Raw genomic sequence first — 18,150 nt, forward strand, 5'->3', positions numbered from 1 at the left:
ATGTTTGGAAAACTGTCATGGGACGCCATTCCCACCACCGAACCCATCGTCATGTACACCCTGGCCGTCGTCGGCCTGATCGGCCTGGCACTGGTCGGCTCGATCACCTGGAAGCGCAAGTGGGGCTACCTGTGGCGCGAATGGTTCACCTCGGTGGATCACAAGAAGATCGGCTGCATGTACATCATCGTGGCCCTGGTGATGCTGCTGCGCGGTTTCTCCGATGCCATCATGATGCGCACCCAGCAGGCCATGGCCGCGAGCGGCGGCCCCGGCTACCTGCCGCCGGACCACTATGACCAGATCTTCACCGCGCACGGCGTGATCATGATTTTCTTCATGGCGATGCCGTTCGTGGTTGGCCTGATGAACATCGTCGTGCCGCTGCAGATCGGCGCGCGCGATGTGGCGTACCCGTTTCTCAATGCGCTGAGCTTCTGGCTGTTCGTGGTTGGCGCGGCGTTGGTCAACATTTCGCTGGGCGTGGGCGAATTCGCCCGCACCGGCTGGGTCGCCTACCCGCCCTTGTCCGGGCTCGCCTACAGCCCCGGGGTCGGCGTCGATTACTACATATGGTCACTGCAGATATCGGGGATCGGCACGCTGCTGACCGGGCTTAACTTCTTCGTGACCATCCTCAAGATGCGCACCGAAGGCATGAGCCTGTTCAAGATGCCGGTATTCACCTGGACCGCGCTGTGCACCTCGATCCTGATCCTGGCCGCCTTCCCGATCCTCACCGCGACCCTGTTCATGCTCTCCCTGGACCGCTACCTCGACATGCACTTTTTCACCAACGAGGCCGGCGGCAACCCGATGATGTACGTGAACCTGATCTGGGCGTGGGGCCACCCGGAGGTGTACATCCTCATCCTGCCTGCGTTCGGGATTTTCTCGGAAATCGCCGCCACCTTCAGCAGCAAGCGGCTGTTCGGCTATGCCTCGCTCGTGTGGGCGACGATTGCGATCACGATCCTGTCATTCATCGTCTGGCTGCACCATTTCTTCACGATGGGCGCGGGAGCGAACGTCAATGCGTTCTTCGGCATCATGACGATGATCATCGCCGTGCCGACCGGGGTAAAGATTTTCACCTGGCTGTTCACTATGTATCGCGGGCGCGTGCGCTTCGAAACGCCGATGCTGTGGACGCTCGGGTTCATCGTCACGTTCAGCATCGGCGGGATGACCGGTGTATTGCTGGCGGTGCCCGGTGCCGACTTCCTGCTGCATAACAGCCTGTTTCTGATCGCGCACTTCCATAACGTGATCATCGGCGGCGCGGTGTTCGGCTACATGGCCGGCCTGACGTACTGGTTCCCCAAGGCCTTTGGCTTCAGGCTCAACGACAGGCTCGGACGCATCGCCTTCTGGTGCTGGCTGACCGGTTTCTACTTCGCGTTCATGCCGTCCTATGTGCTGGGTTTCATGGGCATGACGCGCCGGCTCAACCACTTCAACAACCCGGAATGGCGCCCCTGGCTGATGCTGGAATTGGTCGGCGTGGGCATCATCCTCTGCGGCGTGGCGGCGCAGGCACTGCAACTGTATGTGAGCATTCGCAACCGCCACGCCTACCGCGACCTCTCCGGCGACCCCTGGGACGCCCGCACGCTGGAATGGGCCACTGCCTCCCCTCCTCCGTTCTATAACTTTGCCGAACAGCCCAAGGTCGACGACCTGGATGCGTACTGGGGCATGAAAGAACGCGCCGTGAGCACGCTCAAACACACCGACTACCGCAGCATCCACATGCCGCGCAACACCTCGTCGGGCCTGGTGATCAGCGTATTCGCCCTGATCTGCAGCTTCGCCCTGGTGTGGCATATCTGGTGGATGGCGATCGTCGGGCTGGTTGCGTCGATCGTCGCGGTGATTGTGCGCAGCTATGACGATGACATCGATTATTTCGTGCCGGCCGAAGAAGTGGCGCGTATCGAGAAAGCGCGTCTCAAAGACTTGGCGGAGGCTTGATCATGTCCAACATCGTGATCGAAAAAGACATTGCTCATAACCATGAGCAAGGGCACGAGGACGCCGGCTCGCTGAGTGTCTTCGGCTTCTGGATCTACCTGATGACCGACTGCATCCTGTTTGCGACGCTGTTCGCGGGCTACGCGGTGCTGCGCGACAGCGTCGCGGGCGGCCCTTCCACGGTGGATATTTTTGAACTGCCCTATGTGCTCGCTGAAACGGCCTTGCTGCTGGTAAGCAGCATCACCTATGGCTACGCCATGCTGGCCATGAACCGCAACGACTCCGCGCACGTGCTGCGATGGCTGGCGGTGACCTTTGTGCTGGGCTGCGGATTCATCGGCATGGAGATCAACGAGTTCCATCACCTGATCGCACAAGGCTATGGGCCGAGTCGCAGCGGGTTCCTGACGGCGTTCTTTACGCTGGTCGGCACTCACGGTGCGCACGTACTGACCGGGCTGGTCTGGATGGCCGTACTGATGGCCCAGGTCTGGCAGCGCGGGCTGACCAGCACCAACACCACACGCCTGAGTTGCCTGAGCCTGTTCTGGCACTTCCTCGATGTGGTGTGGATCTGCGTATTTACCGTCGTTTATCTGCTGGGAGTGGTGTGACATGTACAAACAAAGTCAGATTCACAGCAGCGCCGGCACCAGCCATGGCAGTAGCCGGTCGTACATGATCGGGTTCATCGTCTCGGTGGTCCTGACCGTCATTCCCTTCGCTCTGGTGATGTACCCGTCACTGCCCCGCCACATAACCGCATGGGCGGTAATCGCCCTGGGCGTGGTACAGGTCTTCGCCCATCTCAAGTATTTCCTGCACCTGGACACAGCTCAGGAACAGCGCTGGAACCTTATTGCGCTGATCTTTTCGGTGATCATCATTGTTCTGCTGGTGGGGCTGTCGCTATGGATCATGAACAGCATTCACCACAACATGCTGGCGCACTGAAGCAGTGGATAACATCTATTAAATAGCCATCATCCGGCCAGGAAAGTTATACGAAGCGGCTTAACAATTCGATATTTGTACAAGTTTTATCGAGCCATTAACCACTCATCGGGACACTTTGAAATTTTTAGAGCATTTGGCGCTTCGCGGTTATCGGAATATATGTCCGTTACAGCAATGGGCAATCAAACCGAAAGTTATTTGATACAGGAGAGCTATCATGACTACAGGTAATAAAAACCCAGGCAACTTCGCCAACGATCGCGAGAAGGCTGCCGAAGCCGGCAAAAAAGGCGGCCAGAACTCGGGCGGTAACTTCGCCAATGATCGTGAGAAAGCGTCCGAAGCCGGCCGCAAAGGCGGTCAGAGCAGCCACGGCGGTGGCCGCCAGTCTTCGTGACACAGCGCTGGGGGGCAGCCTGGCTGCCCCCTTTCATTCTCCCCACCGAGGAACCGTCATGAACGCGGCTACCGATTCGCGGCAAGACGAGCTGCAGTGCCTCAAACCTGCCGAGGCGCAACCGGAAACATTCATCAACCCGCATTTGCATCCGGCGGTGCCCACTGCGGCCCAGCCGAACGTTGAACGACAACAAACCGATCCCGCCAAACGTGAAGAATCGGTGCGCGGTTGTTATGAGCGTCTGCAAACTCCAGCACAGGCTGAAACGAACATAAGAGAATCCAGAATGCTGCCGGTGTGTGAACGCAGTTCTTGAGCGTTACTGCTGTTGCGCGCCAACTGAACGCTGATTGCTTATATTGCCGAGTCTTATCACTAGCAATTAAAAAGGTGGCAAGGTATGACTACGCATGTTATTAACTTCACCGGCCCGATCAACGCCTCCACCTGCGGCCAACTGATTGAAAAAGCCTCTTTAGCCGTGCAGAAAGATGCGAGCTGTCTCTTGGTAAATATCGCCACTATGGGTGGAGAATGCAGTTACGGCTTCACCATGTATAACTTCCTGATATCTCTGCCTATAGCAGTGCATACCCATAACATGGGTACTGTCGAATCCATGGGCAATATCGTCTTCCTGGCCGGGCAGCGCCGGACTGCCTGCGTCCATAGCAAGTTTCTCTTCCACCCTTTCCACTGGCACCTGCAAGGTGCGGTCGATCATTCGCGCATGTCGGAATATGCGATGAGTCTGGACTATGACCTGCAGCTGTACGCGAAAATCGTTGCCGAGCGAACCGCCAATGCCAAGGAGCAGATGGAAACGGAAAAATACCTGATTGCCGCGCCTCGCATTCTCAATCCTCAGGAGGCAATAGCCACGGGCCTTATCGAGACCATTGAGTTGCCTCGGATAAAGCCCGACTACGTCACCTGCTGCATTTACTCCTGACAGCCAGGCCGGACCGAATCACTTCTTGAGAATCAACAGCGGCTCGCCCTTCTTGACGACATAGGTTGCCAGCTCCGAGCCGCGTTCCCGACCGACGTTCCTGGCGATATGTGCCACACCGGCAGGAATGAACAGCGAATCGCCCGCCATAAGCGTGACCGGCTGCTGGCCTTCGAGACGGTATTCGAATGTGCCGCTGATCACATAGGCGATTTCCACACCGGGATGCGCATGCCTGGGTGAGGTCACACCCGGTTCGAAATCGACGCGCGCCTGGATCACCTCACGCTGGTCGGCCCCCAGGTCCTGGTGTACCAGGTCTGTGCGGCTCAGCCCTTGCTGCCAGCTCTGAGCCGGGGTTGTAGAGTGTGCATCGGCGGCATGAGCCAAGCCGCTCAGCGAAACGATCAATGCAGCGGCGGTCATCAACAGTGGGTGGCGCATGGTGTTGCCCTCTTGAGCAATGATGGGGTGGTCATTACTGTGGGCGCGGCGGGTATCGGGAATGTGTCACGCAGCGGGTGTTTGTCAGCGCTTTTGTATCCATCGGTGGGCTGGATACATGTTCATACAAAGGCGGTTGTACACTGCCTGCAAACCGACACTGGGGTGACCGCATGAATCTTCCTGCAAGCGCATCAGAATCCCCTGCCCCATCGGCGATCAGATGGGAGGCGCATGCGTGTCTGCCGCTTCTGGCAAACCAGGACATGTCGGCGTTGCTGCGCTATCGACAAGCGGGGTTTCACCATGTCTCGGTAAACGTGGGCATGGACATGACGCCACTGGACACCGTGATGCGGGTAATTGCCGGGTTCAGGAGCTGGGTGTCGCGGCATGGGGACGTATTGGTGCTCGCACACACGCTTGCCGACATCCGCAGCGCCCGCGAGCAAGGCAAATTGGCCATTTCGTTCGACCTCGAAGGTTCCAGCATGCTGCTCCAGGACCCTGCGATGGTTGAGTTGTTCGCCGCGCTGGGGGTCCGGCAGATTCTGCTGGCTTACAACCGCGACAATGCCTGCGCCGGAGGCTGCCATGGCGCGGATATCGGGTTGTCCAGGGTGGGACGCGAGGTGGTGGCGGCGATACATAACGCCGGTGTGGTGATGGACTGCTCACATGCCGGCAAGCGTTCCAGCCTGGAGATCATCGAGTGTTCGAGTCGCCCCGTGGTCTTCTCCCACACCAACGTCAAGGCACTCTTCGACCATCCTCGCACCATTGACGACGAACAAATCCTCGCCTGCGCCGGCTCGGGTGGCGTCATCGGCCTGACGGGGCTGGGGCTGTTCCTGGGCGATCCACGGGCCTCGGCGCGCTCTTTCGTGCGTCAGATCGACTACCTGGCGGCGTTGGTGGGAACCGCGCATATCGGCCTGGGCCTGGATACCGAGCTTGTCCGAGGTGCCATTGACCTGCCAGTGGGCGTCAGCGAGGAGACGTGGTGGCCAGATGCTTTTTACGGCAGGATCAGTGGTCAGGATCAATTACAGCCCGAAGCGCTGCCGGATATCGCGCGTGAGCTTGAGCGCCTTGGCTACAAGAATGCGGAAATCAACGCCATATTCGGCGAGAACTTCGTGCGCGTCGCCGAGGCCACATGGCTGCCGTGACGCAACGCCACTCCGCTCGTGTCACCGCACTTATGTGCGGCGCGCATACCCCATTCTCAAACGTCATAATCCTCCGTTTTCCTACATGGTAATCTCACACATCTACCAATAGGCATTGATCGTATGTCGACAATGGCCCCAACCAGGAAAGATCATGCCAAAAAAGTCTCACTCAGCCCTGCGCCGTCATTTCCGTGAATTGCTGGCGACGCCCGCGTGCGTTGAAACCGCCTCCGTGTTTGATCCAATGTCGGCAAGGATCGCCGCCGACCTGGGCTTTGAGGTCGGCATTCTGGGGGGTTCGGTGGCCTCATTGCAGGTGTTGGCGGCTCCCGATTTTGCCTTGATTACGCTGAGTGAGTTCGTTGAGCAGGCCACCCGCATCGGCCGCGTCGCGCAGTTGCCTTTTATCGCCGATGCCGACCACGGCTACGGCAACGCGCTCAATGTGATGCGTACCGTCGAAGAGCTGGAACGCGCCGGCGTCGCTGCGCTGACCATCGAAGACACGTTGCTGCCGGCGCAATTCGGGCGCAAGTCCACGGACTTGATTTCGATTGACGAAGGCATCGGTAAAGTCCGCGCGGCGCTGGAAGCGCGGGTTGACCCGGAACTGTCGATCATTGCTCGCACCAACGCCGGCGTATTGCCAACCGATGCGGTGATCGAACGCACCCGCGCCTACCAGAAGGCCGGTGCCGATGGCATCTGCATGGTCGGCGTCAGCGATTTCGAGCACCTGGAAAAGATCGCGGAAAATCTCACCATACCGTTGATGCTGGTGACGTACGGCAACCCTAAGCTCAACGACGCGCAGCGTCTGGCGGACCTCGGCGTACGCGTGATAGTGGCTGGTCATGGGGCTTACTTCGCGGCGATCAAAGCCACGTACGACAGCCTGCGCGCCCAACGCCAGCTGACCCACAGCACCTCCAACCTGAGCGCCACCGAGTTGACCCACACCTACACGCTGCCTGAAAGCTACGTGGCCTGGGCCAAAGAATTCATGGACGTAAAAGAGTAATCATCGCGTGGATCGAGGGGGCAGCCGCCGCCCCCTCCTACAACATCAACCTGTCGCGGGTTATCCGACCCAGCCCACCGCTGTTTTCGGAATGACCTCGGACTCATCCAGCTTCGACGCAAACATACTCACCGCCTGCACCGCATCGCTGGTGCTGGTGCGTATCTGCAGGATCACCGAGCCTGCCTGATCCGCCAGGTTGACGCCACGCTGCGCGCCTTCCTGAGTGGCATTCATGCTGCTCACTGCGTCACGGGTTTCCGACAGGATCATGCCGATCATCTCGGCGATTTCCGCCGTGGAGCGGCTGGTGCGGCCGGCCAATTGGCGAACCTCGTCGGCCACGACCGCAAAGCCGCGGCCCTGGTCACCGGCGCGGGCCGCTTCGATGGCAGCGTTGAGTGCCAGCAGGTTGGTCTGGTCGGCTATGCCGCGGATGGTGTTGACGATGGCGGTAATCTGCTCCGACCGATCGCCCAGTTGCCCCACCAGCCGCGCGGACGCCCCGATGTTTTCAGCAATCCGGCGCATTTCCGTGGCGGTGTCGTGGATAACCTGGGTGCCGTGCTCGGCGAAACGTTCGGTTTCCGATGAGATATGGTAGGCACGCGAGGCACCACGGGAGTCCTCTTCGAATTTCTCCACGCGTTCGGTGATGTCACTCGCAAATTTGACGATTTTGAGCAGCGTGCCATCAACGTCATACACCGGGTTGTAGCTGGCTTCCAACCACACCGGACGACCATGTTTGCCGATGCGCTTGAATTGCCCGGTGAAGAATTCGCCGTTGTTCAAGCGACGCCAGAAGTCGGCGTACTCGCTACTGTTGACCAGGCTCGGTTCGCAGAACATGCGGTGATGCTTGCCCTTGAGTTCGGCCAGCGAGTAGCCCATGACATTCAGGAAATTGGGGTTGGCATCGAGTACGTGGCCGCCCAGATCGAATTCGATCACCGCCATGGCGCGGTCCAGTGCCGACAGTTTGCTCCGGGTCGCAGCCTCCTGCTCGACTTTGCTGGTGACGTCCAAGGCGTACTTGACCACTTTGACCGGCTGACCACGCTCGTCCAGCACCGGGTTGTAGCTGGCCTCCAGCCAGACAGTCTTGCCGCTGGCATTCACCCGTTTGAAGGTGCCGGAGACGAACTTGCCGGCGCGCAGGTCCGCCCAGAACTCGCTGTAGGCCGGGCTGCTGGTCAGTGAAGGTAAACAGAAGTCGCGATGAGATTTGCTGGCCAACTGATCGGCGCTGTAGCCCATGGTTTTCAGGAAGTTATCGTTGGCCCGCAGCACCTTGCCGTTCAGGTCGAATTCGACCACCGCCATGGAGCGCTCCAACGCTGCGTTCAGCCCTTTGTATGCGGTGACTTCGGCCTTCCTGGCCGCCAGTTCTGTTTTTAATGCGTTATTGAACATGACGAACCCTCTGCCGTGCGGAGAACCTGCTTGTAAAGTAGCTATCGGCGGCGCGATTTGCGACTTTACGCGGCTTTAATTTTTATTTTCTGGCGTCAAAAAAACGCGAAAAGTCGGGCTTAACTACCCTCGGCACCCGACGTGTCGGGATGCACCATCGCCCCCATGCGCTGGCGCATACCGGGGCTGGCCGCCGGGCCGGCCTGCAAGGTGCAGGCGTCCCAGGGCACCACCCGGCCGTCGACGGCATCGACCATCATCGGCACCAATGGCCGCGCCGTGTCGCGCTCCACAATCTCCACGCTGGCGCCCTCCTGGGCGTAATGCCGGTTGCCCCAAGCCACCAAGGACAGCAGCACCACGCGAAAGTCCTCGCCCTTGGCCGTGGGTACGTATTCATAACGCGGCGGGTGTTCGCTGTAAGGCCTGCGCTCAAGCATGCCCGCCTCCACCAGTGCATTGAGACGACGGGTCAACATGTTCGGCGCGATGCCCAGGCTGCGCGAAAATTCGTCGAAGCGCCGCAGACCGTGCAAGGCGTCGCGCATGATCAAGATGCTCCACCACTCCCCGACCTGGTCGAGGCTACGGGCTATCGGGCATTCATCGCTGGTAAGAGACGTGCGTTGCATGGGTTTTCCTGTAAGAGCGGTGCAAAGTTGCAGGATGCCATGTTACTTTCATGATGATAGTAACGTCCACAGGGTCTGCATTCCCCAACACACCTGGAGTCGATTAAGCATGAATAAACGTATCGTTGTGACCGGCATGGGCGCGCTGACGCCGCTGGCCTGTGGCGTCGAGCCGACCTGGCGGCGCCTGCTGGCCGGACAATCCGGCATCCGTCATCTACCGCAGGCATTGATCGGTGACCTGGCGATCAGTATCGGCGGCCAGGTACAAACCCTGGCGCAGGATCCGCAGGCCGGTTTCGACCCTGATCGTCTGCTGGCGGCCAAGGAACAGCGCAAAATGGACCGTTTCATCCTGTTCGCCCTCGCCGCCGCCGATGAAGCGTTGCAGCAGGCCGGCTGGGCCCCCGCCAACGCCGAACAACAGGAACGCACCGCCACCATCATCGCCTCGGGCGTCGGCGGTTTTCCGGCGATCGCCGACGCGGTACGCACCACCGACAGCAAGGGGCCGCGGCGATTGTCACCGTTTACCATCCCGTCATTCCTGAGCAACATGGCCGCCGGGCACGTCTCGATCAACTATGGCTTGAAAGGCCCACTGGGGGCGCCGGTGACTGCCTGCGCGGCGGGCGTGCAAGCGATTGGCGACGCCGCGCGGATGATCCGCGCCGGTGAAGTCGACGTGGCCGTGTGTGGTGGGGCCGAAGCCGCCATCCATCGCGTCAGCCTGGCCGGGTTCGCGGCGGCGCGGGCCTTGTCCAGCGCTTTCAACGACAACCCGGCGCTCGCCTCGCGGCCCTTCGATCAGGCCCGCGATGGCTTCGTGATGGGCGAAGGCGCGGGCATCCTGGTGATCGAAGAGCTGCAGCATGCTCTGGCGCGAGGTGCGCAACCGATTGCCGAATTGGTCGGTTATGGCACCAGTGCCGACGCCTATCACATGACCGCAGGCCCGGAAGACGGCGACGGCGCGCGCCGTGCCATGACCCAGGCACTGCGTCAGGCCGGGGTCGATGCCTCCCAGGTGCAGTACCTGAACGCCCACGCCACCTCGACGCCGGTGGGCGACAAAGGCGAATTGGCCGCGATCAGACGTGTGTTCGGCGCCGATAGCAATCTGGCCATCAGCTCGACCAAATCCGCCACCGGCCACTTGCTCGGCGCTGCCGGAGGCATCGAAGCGATTTTCACAGTGCTCGCCCTGCGCGACCAGATCGCTCCGGTCACCCTTAACCTGGACACCCCGGACGAACTGGCCGAGGGCATGCACTTGCTGCGCGGCGAGGCCCGGCCCATGCCGATCGAGTACGCGTTGTCCAATGGCTTCGGTTTTGGCGGCGTGAATGCCAGCGTGCTGTTCCACCGCTGGCACTGAGCCTGGGTTTGCCCCAGGGGTGGATTTCGAGGACCATGGCGCCTTTGTGTTTTTTGCCAACGAGAGGCGCCCATGGCCAACCACGATCTGTCCTACACCCCCGACCCGGACGCCGAGTCCATTTCTTCCGATGTTGTCGGCTTCAACGGCATCCTGGTATCGACCCAGATCCCGACCCGCGCCGACGGCAGCCTGGAACTGGGGGATATCACCCTGCAAAGCGAGTGCACGCTGCAAGCGCTGAAAGTCGCTCTGGAAAAGGCCGGCAGTTCCATGGATCGCGTGATGCACCTGACCATTTATCTGACGGACATGGCCGATCGCGCAGCCTTCAACGAAGTGTACAAACGCTTCTTCGCCAAGCCATGGCCCGTGCGCGCGGCGGTTGGCGTGGCCGCGCTGGCGGTGGAAGGCATGCGCGTGGAAGTCACCGCAATGGCAGCCAAGGCGTGAAGTGATGCCGGGCAGGCATTTCACGGCTACAATGCGCGCCTCAACCGTGACAAGCCTGACTAAAAAAACTATGTCCTTGCCCAAGCACCACCTGGAATTGCTCAGCCCTGCCCGCGATGTCGCCATTGCGCGCGAGGCTATCCTGCACGGCGCCGACGCCATTTATATTGGCGGCCCAAGCTTCGGCGCCCGCCATAACGCGTGCAACGACGTCAGCGATATCGCTCAACTGGTCGAGTTCGCCCGTCGTTACCACGCCCGCGTGTTCACCACCATCAACACAATCCTGCATGACAACGAGCTGGAACCGGCGCGCAAGCTGATCCACCAGCTCTACGATGCCGGCGTCGATGCGTTGATCGTGCAGGACCTGGGCGTGATGGAGCTGGATATCCCGCCCATCGAGCTGCACGCCAGCACCCAGACCGATATCCGCACGCTGGCCCGCGCCAAGTTCCTCGACCAGGCCGGATTCTCCCAGTTGGTATTGGCGCGCGAACTGAACCTGCAGGAAATCCGCACCATCGCCGACGAGACCGAGGCCGCCGTCGAGTTCTTTATCCATGGCGCGTTGTGCGTGGCATTTTCCGGGCAGTGCAATATTTCCCATGCGCAGAACGGCCGCAGCGCCAACCGTGGTGATTGCTCCCAGGCCTGCCGTCTGCCGTATACCTTGAAAGACGACCAGGGCCGGGTGGTTGCCTTTGAAAAGCACCTGCTGTCGATGAAAGACAACAACCAGAGCGCCAACCTGCGCGCGCTGGTCGAAGCCGGTGTGCGTTCGTTCAAGATCGAGGGCCGCTACAAAGACATGGGCTATGTGAAGAACATCACCGCCTATTACCGCCAGCGCCTGGACGAGATTCTCGAAGATCGCCCGGACCTGGCTCGCGCCTCCAGCGGTCGCACCGCGCATTTCTTCGTGCCGGACCCGGAAAAAACCTTCCACCGTGGCAGCACCGACTATTTCGTCAGCGACCGCAAGATCGATATCGGCGCCTTCGACACCCCGACCTTCACCGGCCTGCCGGTGGGTGTGGTGGAAAAGGCCGGTAAGCGCGACCTGCAAGTGGTCACCCATGAGCCGCTGTCCAACGGCGATGGCCTGAACGTGCTGGTCAAGCGAGAGGTCGTGGGGTTTCGCGCCAACATCGCCGAGCCCAAGGGCGAATTCGAGGAAGACGGCCAGAAGCGCTACCGCTATCGCGTCGAGCCGAATGAAATGCCGGCCGGCCTGCACCAGCTGCGCCCGAACCATCCACTGAACCGCAACCTCGACCATAACTGGCAACAGGCTTTGCTCAAGACCTCGGCCGAGCGCCGTATCGGCCTGTCGTGGGTCGCGCGCCTGCGTGAAGAGCAGTTGGTAGTCACCGCAATCAGCGAAGAAGGCATCAGTGCCAGCGTTACCCTGCCCGGCCCGTTCGGCGTGGCCAACAAGCCGGAACAGGCGCTGGATACCTTGCGCGATCTGCTCGGCCAATTGGGCACCACCGAATATCACGCTACCGCCATCGAGCTGGATGCGCCGCAGGCATTCTTCATCCCCAACTCACAGCTCAAGGCCCTGCGCCGCGAAGTGATCGAAGCGCTGACCGCTGCCCGTGTCGCGGCTCATCCGCGTGGCGGGCGCAAGGCTGAAACCACGCCGCCGCCGGTCTATCCGGAAGCGCACCTGTCGTTCCTGGCCAACGTCTACAACCAGAAAGCCCGCGACTTTTACCATCGTCACGGGGTGAAGTTGATCGATGCGGCCTTTGAGGCCCACGAAGAAACCGGCGAAGTGCCGGTGATGATCACCAAGCACTGCCTGCGTTTCTCGTTCAACCTGTGCCCGAAACAGGCCAAGGGTGTCACGGGCGTGAAGACCAAGGTGGCGCCGATGCAGTTGATCCACGGCGACGAAGTACTGACCCTGAAATTCGACTGCAAGCCTTGTGAAATGCATGTGGTGGGCAAGATCAAGGGCCACATCCTGGGCTTGCCGCAACCGGGCAGCGTGGTCGAACACTTCAACCCGGACAAACTTATCTATCAGGGCACGCACTGATGCTGTTGCACTTCGTCAACGGCTAATACTGTTTTGTGGTGAGCGGGCTTGCCCCGCGCCGGGCTGCACAAGCAGCCCTGGAACCGGCTGTCCCCATTCGGTCTGACACTGCGCCGCAGTTTGATCGCGGGCCGCCTCGCGGCCCAGTGCGGCGCAAGCCCGCTCATACAGGCACCGCCTTGGGCTATCGCCAATCGATCTAACACCCTGTCATTTTTCACAGGTGTCTTCAGCGCCTCGTTGCGTTAGCGTCGGTGCTGTGGTCGGAGGGTTGCCCATGACGCGCTCACTTATCAAAGAAGTCAGCGATGCCAATTTTGATCGGCAGGTGTTGCAGGCCCTAGGCCCGGTGTTGGTGTATTACTGGAACAATAGCTGTGGCCATCTGTCCTACCTCGAACAAATGGCTGAGGATTACCTGGGCCGCTTGACCATTGTGACGCTGAATGTCGACGACCATTGCGTCACACCGGCCCGGTACGGGGTGCACGAGGTGCCCACGCTGATGCTGTTCAAAGACCACAGGAGGCATTTATGAGTCAGATCAAAGCCATCACTGACGATTCGTTCGAGGACGACGTTATCCACAGCACCAAACCTGTACTGGTCGACTTCTGGGCCGAATGGTGCGGCCCGTGCAAAATGCTTGCGGTGTCTATCGAACAGATCGCCGAGGAATACGCAGATCGGTTGCAGGTTGCCACACTCAATGTCGACGAGAATCCAGCCACGCCGCAAACATATGGCATAGATAGCATGCCTACGCTGATGCTGTTCAGTGGCGGTCATGTAGTAGGCACGAAAATCGGCGCTATCACAAAGTCGGGACTGATCAGCTTTCTGGACGGCAAGCTCTGATTGCTCAGGCCCGCAAGCCTTTCGCCGCCTCCAAGAGTCCCTGAAACTGCCGATAGCGCGCCTGCAGCACAGCGCGCTGCGTCGCATCCGGCAAGTAATGCGCCTTGATCGGCATGCCTGCCGCCAGCAAGTCCGCGCCCTCGCCCACCGCCATAAACCCCAGTTTCGCTGCGCCGATGCAGGCGCTCAGTTCGCTGCCGTGCAACGTGTAGATCTCCCGTTGCAGGATATTGGCCAGCAACTGCGCCCAATACTCGCTGCGCGCGCCGCCGCCTACCAACGCGCAAGCGCCGACCTGGGCGCCGGCCGATTGCACGGCATGCAACGCATCCAGCAGGCCGAAGCCGACGCCTTCCATCACCGCATAACCGAGCATCGCCGGCGTGCAGTCATGGCCCAGGCCCATAAAGCCGCCGCGTAACAGGGGGTCGTTGTGGGGCGTGCGTTCACCGGCCAGGTACGGCAGGAATAACGGCGTGCACAGCGGCACCACCTGGCCCATCGGCAAGTGTGCCTGCACCTGATCCAGCAAGGCCTGCTCGTCGGGCATGCCCAGCAGCCGCGTAACCCAGCGCAGGCAACTGGCGCCGGCGAGCATGGCGCCCATGGTGTACCAGCGATCCGGCAGCGCATGGCAGAAGCTATGCACCGCACTGGCCGGGTTGCCGGCGGCGTGATCGGTGATCGCGACGATGGCCGCGCTGGTGCCCAGGGTAATGAACCCGTCACCGGCGTGAATGGCACCGATGCCCACCGCCGCCACCGGGTTATCGCCGCCACCGCCGGCAATCACCACGTCGGGCGACAGCCCCAGGTCCATCGCAGTCAACCGTGCACTCGCCGCCCCGCCCTCTACCAGGCGGGGCATCTGCCACGGCGCCAGGCCTGTAGCGCGCAGCATTGGCGTGAACCACTCGCGCCGGGCGACATCCAGCCACAGTGTGCCGGCGGCATCGGACATCTCGCTGATGCGTTCGCCGGTCAGGCGCAAGCGCAGGTAGTCCTTGGGCGACAACACACAATCAATGGCCTTGAACACCTCGGGCTCGTGCTCTTGCAGCCACACTAACTTCGGCGCGGTAAGCCCGGCCATCGGCAGGCTGCCGGTGACATCGGCAAACTCGGCGCCCAGGCGTTCTGCCTCGGCCACGGCACGGGAGTCATCCCACAGGATTGCCGGATACAGCACCTGGTCGTCCGCACCCAACAGCACCGCGCCATGCATCTGCCCGGACAGGCCGATACAGGTCACCTGGGCATACGCCGGATGGCCGCGCAGTTGGGTCAGCGCCTGCACGCAGGCCTGCCACCAATCCTGCGGGGCCTGCTCGGACCAGCCGCTCTGCCGGCGCGACACGCTCAAACGCACACCGGCATGGGCCAGTACGTTGCCGTCGAGGTCCATCAGGATGGCCTTGAGTTCAGAAGTGCCCAGATCGATGCCGAGGGAAACCGGACTGTTCATATGTATGTGATTCCAATCAGTGACAGCCACAGGAATTGCGCAGTCGCAGGGTCGGTGCCAGACGCGCGCACTGAGTGGGCGCGGCGGGCGACGCCATGCGTTGCAGCAGCAGGTTGACCGCCTGGGCGCCCAATGCCTGCACGGGCTGGGCGATCAGGGTTAATCGCGGCACGAAAAAGTCCGCCCAGTCAAAATCATCAAACCCCACCAATGCCATCTGCGCCGGGACCTCCAGGTGCGCATCACGCAGAGCGTGCATGGCGCCCAGGGTCATCAAGTTATTACCGGCCATGATCGCCGTCGGTGGCGACGCCAGGCCCAACAGTTGCACCGTGGCCTGACGAGCAGGTTCCGTACTGGAGCCGCCGTTGACCAACAACTGCGGATCAAAGGCCAACCCCGCCGCCTGCAACGCCGCCATGTACCCGGCCACCCGCTCATCCGTGGTACTGAACCCCGCGCGCCCGGCGATAAAGCCGATACGGCGGTGACCGTGGCTTATCAGGTGTTCGATCAGGGTTTGCGTGGACCGCGCGTTTTCCACCCCGATCTGGTCGAACTGCGCGCTCATCATCCGATCCACCAGCACCGCCGGAATCTCGTTGGCACGCAGGTATTCCAGGGCCAGGGACCCATTCGACGGCGCCAGCACAATACCGTCGACCCGCCGATGATGCAGCGCGGTCACGACCCGCAACTCTTGTTCCGGGTCATCGTGGGTGTCGACAAACAGCATCATGTAGCCGTGCTTGGCGCACTCGGCTTCAATCGCGTGCACGGTTTCGCTGAAGTAGTGATTGGACAGCGCCGAAATCGCCACGCCAATGGTGCTGGTGCTGGAGCGGGCCAGCGAGCGCGCCAGGGTGTTGGGGATATAACCCAGATCCTGGATCGCGCGCTGCACCGCCAGCACCGTCGCCTCGCTGACTTTACGGGTGCCGTTCACCACATGGGACACGGTTGAAGTCGACACCCCGGCGCGGCTTGCCACATCGTCCATGGTGACCATGGCACGCTTCCTCCGGCGAACTCAGTGTTTGCTCGACCAGCCGCTGTAGGTGCCGACATTGTCACGGGTGATCAGTTTCGGCGTGAGCAACGTCACCGCGTCGGCCGGTGCGTTGTCATTGAGAATGGCGTTACCTACGTCCACGGCGGTCTGGGCCATGGCCCACGGGTCCTGGCTGGCGGAGGCCTGGATCTGGGTGTCGGTCTTCAACGCGTTTTCGATATCCGGCGCGCCGTCGACGGAGGTGATGATGATGCCGCTGCGCTTGAGCTGCCTGGTCGCCAGGTCGCTGCCGATGGCTTGCGGATCGTTGATCGCAAACAGGCCGTCGATTTTCGGGAAGCGGGTGAGGTAACCCTGCATCACATTCAGGCCGCCTTCGCGCGAACCTTTGCCGTCCTGATCGTCGGACAGCACCTTGATGTCCGGCGCTGCCGCCAGCGCAGTCTTGCAGCCCTTGACGCGGTCGGTCACGGCGGTGACCTGCGGGCCGTTCTGGATAATCACATTGCCTTTGCCCGAGAGCTTGTCCACCAGGTATTGGCAGGCCAGCTTGCCGGCTTCGACGTTGTCGGTCTGCACGGTGGCGTTCACGCCTTTGGCGTCCACATCCACGGCGACTACGACGATACCGGCGTCACGGGCTTTCTTGATGGCCGAGGCCATGGCCGATGGGTCGACGGCGTTGAGCAGGATGAGGTCGACCTTGGACGAAATGAAGTTGTCGATCTGGGAAAACTGTTTGCTCAAGTCGTAGTCGGCGGACACCGAGGTGACCTTGACGTTGGGATTCAACGCCTTGGCCCTCGCGGTGGCACCGTCGGCCAGGGTCACGAAATACGGATTGCCCAGCGAGCCCATGCTGATGCCCACCGCTTTGAGTTCACGGGCCTGTACGGCCTGGGACATCAGGGCAGCCAGGGCGATGACGGGAACGATACGTTTAAAGTTCATGCGCTTCTCTCTTGTGATTGTTGTAGAAGGTCATTCAGGTCCGTGCGCCGGACTGGCGATAACGGTCCAGCGCCACCGCGCCAATGATCACGATGCCTTTGATGATGTATTGCCAGATATCCGACACCCCCAGCAGCACCAGGCCGTTGGTGAGCACGGCGATGATCAGCGCGCCGATCAACGTGCCACCGATGGTGCCGACGCCGCCGGTAAAGCTGGTGCCGCCGAGGATCACCGCGGCAATCGCATCCAGCTCGTAGGACTGCCCGAGTTGCAGGCCATTGGCGGCAAACAGGCGTGAAGCGCTCATCACCGCGCCCAGCCCGGCCAACGCGCCGGACATGGCATAGACGAACAGCAACACCTTCCACACCTTGATCCCCGACAGCCGCGCCGCTTCCGGGTTACCGCCCACCGAATAGATCTGCACGCCCATCACCGTGCGCCGCAGGATGAACCACGACAGGGCCACCACGGCCACCGCAATCACCACCAGCCACGGCACACCGAGTATCGAGTCGTTGCCGATAAACGCAAACGGCAGGTCAGGATTGAACACGGTCTTGTCGTCCGCCAATAGCCGCGCCAGGCCGCGCATGGCAGTGAGCGCACCGAGGGTGACGATAAACGGCGGCAGGCGCATGAAGGCGATCAGGCCGCCATTGACCAGACCGAGCAACAGGCCGAAGCCGATACCGGCGGCGATCCCGAACATACCGAACTGCGGCGACATCGATGCCTGCAGCGCCACCACCGCCGACGCCGCCAGGATCGCGCCCACCGACAGGTCGATACCGGCGGTGAGAATCACAAAGGTCATGCCCGCCGCCAGCACCACGTTTACCGAGGCCTGCTGCGTGATGATCGACAGGTTCTGCATCGTCAGGAAGTTTTCACTGGCCAGGGCGAAGCCCACCAGCAGCAGGACCAGCACGGGCAACATGCCGACCGTGCGCATCAGCTCGCGGGCCCGTTCGGCCCTGCCCGGCGTGGGGAGTGTCATTGTGTT

The 18,150-nt window shown here is 61.2% G+C and carries 18 protein-coding genes and 2 pseudogenes; 13 read left to right on the plus strand and 7 right to left on the minus strand.

Annotated features, from left to right (window positions below; genetic code table 11):
• From cyoB to OSC50_RS11935, 6 genes and pseudogenes are all read left to right on the plus strand, one after another.
• Positions 1-1,974 (plus strand): cytochrome o ubiquinol oxidase subunit I, encoded by a 1,974-nt coding sequence (gene cyoB, locus OSC50_RS11910; RefSeq protein ID WP_181079450.1) that lies wholly within the window; start codon positions 1-3, stop codon positions 1,972-1,974.
• 2 nt (positions 1,975-1,976) lie between these two features.
• The gene (gene cyoC, locus OSC50_RS11915) at positions 1,977-2,591 is read left to right on the plus strand and encodes a cytochrome o ubiquinol oxidase subunit III (protein ID WP_266249368.1); all 615 of its coding nucleotides are present in this window, start codon (positions 1,977-1,979) and stop codon (positions 2,589-2,591) included.
• Between the two features lies 1 nt (position 2,592).
• Positions 2,593-2,931: a cytochrome o ubiquinol oxidase subunit IV gene (gene cyoD / locus OSC50_RS11920; protein ID WP_266249366.1), complete on the plus strand. Its 339-nt coding sequence runs from the start codon at positions 2,593-2,595 to the stop codon at positions 2,929-2,931.
• A 229-nt stretch (positions 2,932-3,160) separates the two neighbouring features.
• Positions 3,161-3,331: pseudogene (locus OSC50_RS11925) on the plus strand (con-10 family general stress protein); the annotation flags it as partial.
• Positions 3,332-3,389: 58 nt separating this feature from the next.
• Positions 3,390-3,650 (plus strand): hypothetical protein, encoded by a 261-nt coding sequence (locus OSC50_RS11930; protein WP_266249364.1) that lies wholly within the window; start codon positions 3,390-3,392, stop codon positions 3,648-3,650.
• 84 nt (positions 3,651-3,734) lie between these two features.
• Positions 3,735-4,286 (plus strand): ATP-dependent Clp protease proteolytic subunit, encoded by a 552-nt coding sequence (locus OSC50_RS11935; RefSeq protein WP_253507634.1) that lies wholly within the window; start codon positions 3,735-3,737, stop codon positions 4,284-4,286.
• Positions 4,287-4,304: 18 nt separating this feature from the next.
• Here the strand turns inward: OSC50_RS11935 and OSC50_RS11940 are convergent, their stop codons facing one another.
• Positions 4,305-4,730 carry a cupin domain-containing protein gene (locus OSC50_RS11940; protein ID WP_181079454.1) on the minus strand — a complete coding sequence of 142 codons (426 nt, stop codon included), beginning with the start codon at positions 4,728-4,730 and terminating at the stop codon, positions 4,305-4,307.
• A 266-nt stretch (positions 4,731-4,996) separates the two neighbouring features.
• Here OSC50_RS11940 and OSC50_RS11945 point away from each other — a divergent pair, with 266 nt between their 5' ends.
• Both OSC50_RS11945 and OSC50_RS11950 read left to right on the plus strand, forming a co-directional pair.
• Positions 4,997-5,902: a membrane dipeptidase gene (locus OSC50_RS11945; RefSeq protein WP_349679107.1), complete on the plus strand. Its 906-nt coding sequence runs from the start codon at positions 4,997-4,999 to the stop codon at positions 5,900-5,902.
• Positions 5,903-6,056: 154 nt separating this feature from the next.
• Entirely contained in the window at positions 6,057-6,926 is an 870-nt protein-coding gene (locus OSC50_RS11950) for an isocitrate lyase/PEP mutase family protein (RefSeq protein ID WP_253507630.1), read from the plus strand.
• A gap of 60 nt (positions 6,927-6,986) precedes the next feature.
• On the opposite strand, the gene OSC50_RS11955 is transcribed toward OSC50_RS11950, so the two are convergent.
• Positions 6,987-8,342, minus strand: a complete 1,356-nt coding sequence (locus tag OSC50_RS11955; protein ID WP_181079457.1) for a methyl-accepting chemotaxis protein — start codon at positions 8,340-8,342, stop codon at positions 6,987-6,989.
• 119 nt (positions 8,343-8,461) lie between these two features.
• Positions 8,462-8,974, minus strand: coding sequence for a winged helix-turn-helix transcriptional regulator (locus OSC50_RS11960; protein WP_266249358.1), 513 nt, complete (start codon positions 8,972-8,974; stop codon positions 8,462-8,464).
• A gap of 109 nt (positions 8,975-9,083) precedes the next feature.
• On the opposite strand from OSC50_RS11960, the gene fabF reads away from it, so the two are divergent.
• The 5 genes from fabF to trxA all read left to right on the plus strand — a co-directional run bounded on the left by fabF (position 9,084) and on the right by trxA (position 13,713).
• Positions 9,084-10,352 (plus strand): beta-ketoacyl-ACP synthase II, encoded by a 1,269-nt coding sequence (fabF, locus tag OSC50_RS11965; protein ID WP_266249357.1) that lies wholly within the window; start codon positions 9,084-9,086, stop codon positions 10,350-10,352.
• A 72-nt stretch (positions 10,353-10,424) separates the two neighbouring features.
• The gene (locus tag OSC50_RS11970) at positions 10,425-10,805 is read left to right on the plus strand and encodes a RidA family protein (protein WP_034097850.1); all 381 of its coding nucleotides are present in this window, start codon (positions 10,425-10,427) and stop codon (positions 10,803-10,805) included.
• 70 nt (positions 10,806-10,875) lie between these two features.
• Positions 10,876-12,855, plus strand: a complete 1,980-nt coding sequence (locus OSC50_RS11975) for a peptidase U32 family protein (protein ID WP_266249351.1) — start codon at positions 10,876-10,878, stop codon at positions 12,853-12,855.
• A gap of 277 nt (positions 12,856-13,132) precedes the next feature.
• Entirely contained in the window at positions 13,133-13,393 is a 261-nt protein-coding gene (locus OSC50_RS11980) for a thioredoxin family protein (protein ID WP_253507619.1), read from the plus strand.
• Entirely contained in the window at positions 13,390-13,713 is a 324-nt protein-coding gene (gene trxA, locus OSC50_RS11985) for a thioredoxin (protein WP_253507616.1), read from the plus strand. Before OSC50_RS11980 ends, trxA begins: the two co-directional genes overlap by 4 nt.
• Positions 13,714-13,717: 4 nt before the next feature.
• Here trxA and xylB read toward each other — a convergent pair whose 3' ends face one another.
• The 4 genes and pseudogenes from xylB to OSC50_RS12005 form a co-directional block, all read right to left on the minus strand.
• Positions 13,718-15,178, minus strand: a complete 1,461-nt coding sequence (gene xylB / locus OSC50_RS11990) for a xylulokinase (RefSeq protein WP_266249348.1) — start codon at positions 15,176-15,178, stop codon at positions 13,718-13,720.
• A 16-nt stretch (positions 15,179-15,194) separates the two neighbouring features.
• Positions 15,195-16,190, minus strand: a pseudogene (locus OSC50_RS11995) (LacI family DNA-binding transcriptional regulator); the annotation flags it as partial.
• 18 nt (positions 16,191-16,208) lie between these two features.
• Positions 16,209-17,141, minus strand: coding sequence for an ABC transporter substrate-binding protein (locus tag OSC50_RS12000; RefSeq protein WP_266249346.1), 933 nt, complete (start codon positions 17,139-17,141; stop codon positions 16,209-16,211).
• 34 nt (positions 17,142-17,175) lie between these two features.
• A complete protein-coding gene (locus OSC50_RS12005; RefSeq protein ID WP_253511844.1) occupies positions 17,176-18,144 on the minus strand; it encodes an ABC transporter permease subunit in 969 nt (322 codons plus the stop codon).
• Positions 18,145-18,150 lie beyond the last annotated feature (6 nt).

Origin of the sequence: Pseudomonas quebecensis, assembly GCF_026410085.1 — a bacterium.
GTDB lineage: Bacteria > Pseudomonadota > Gammaproteobacteria > Pseudomonadales > Pseudomonadaceae > Aquipseudomonas > Aquipseudomonas quebecensis.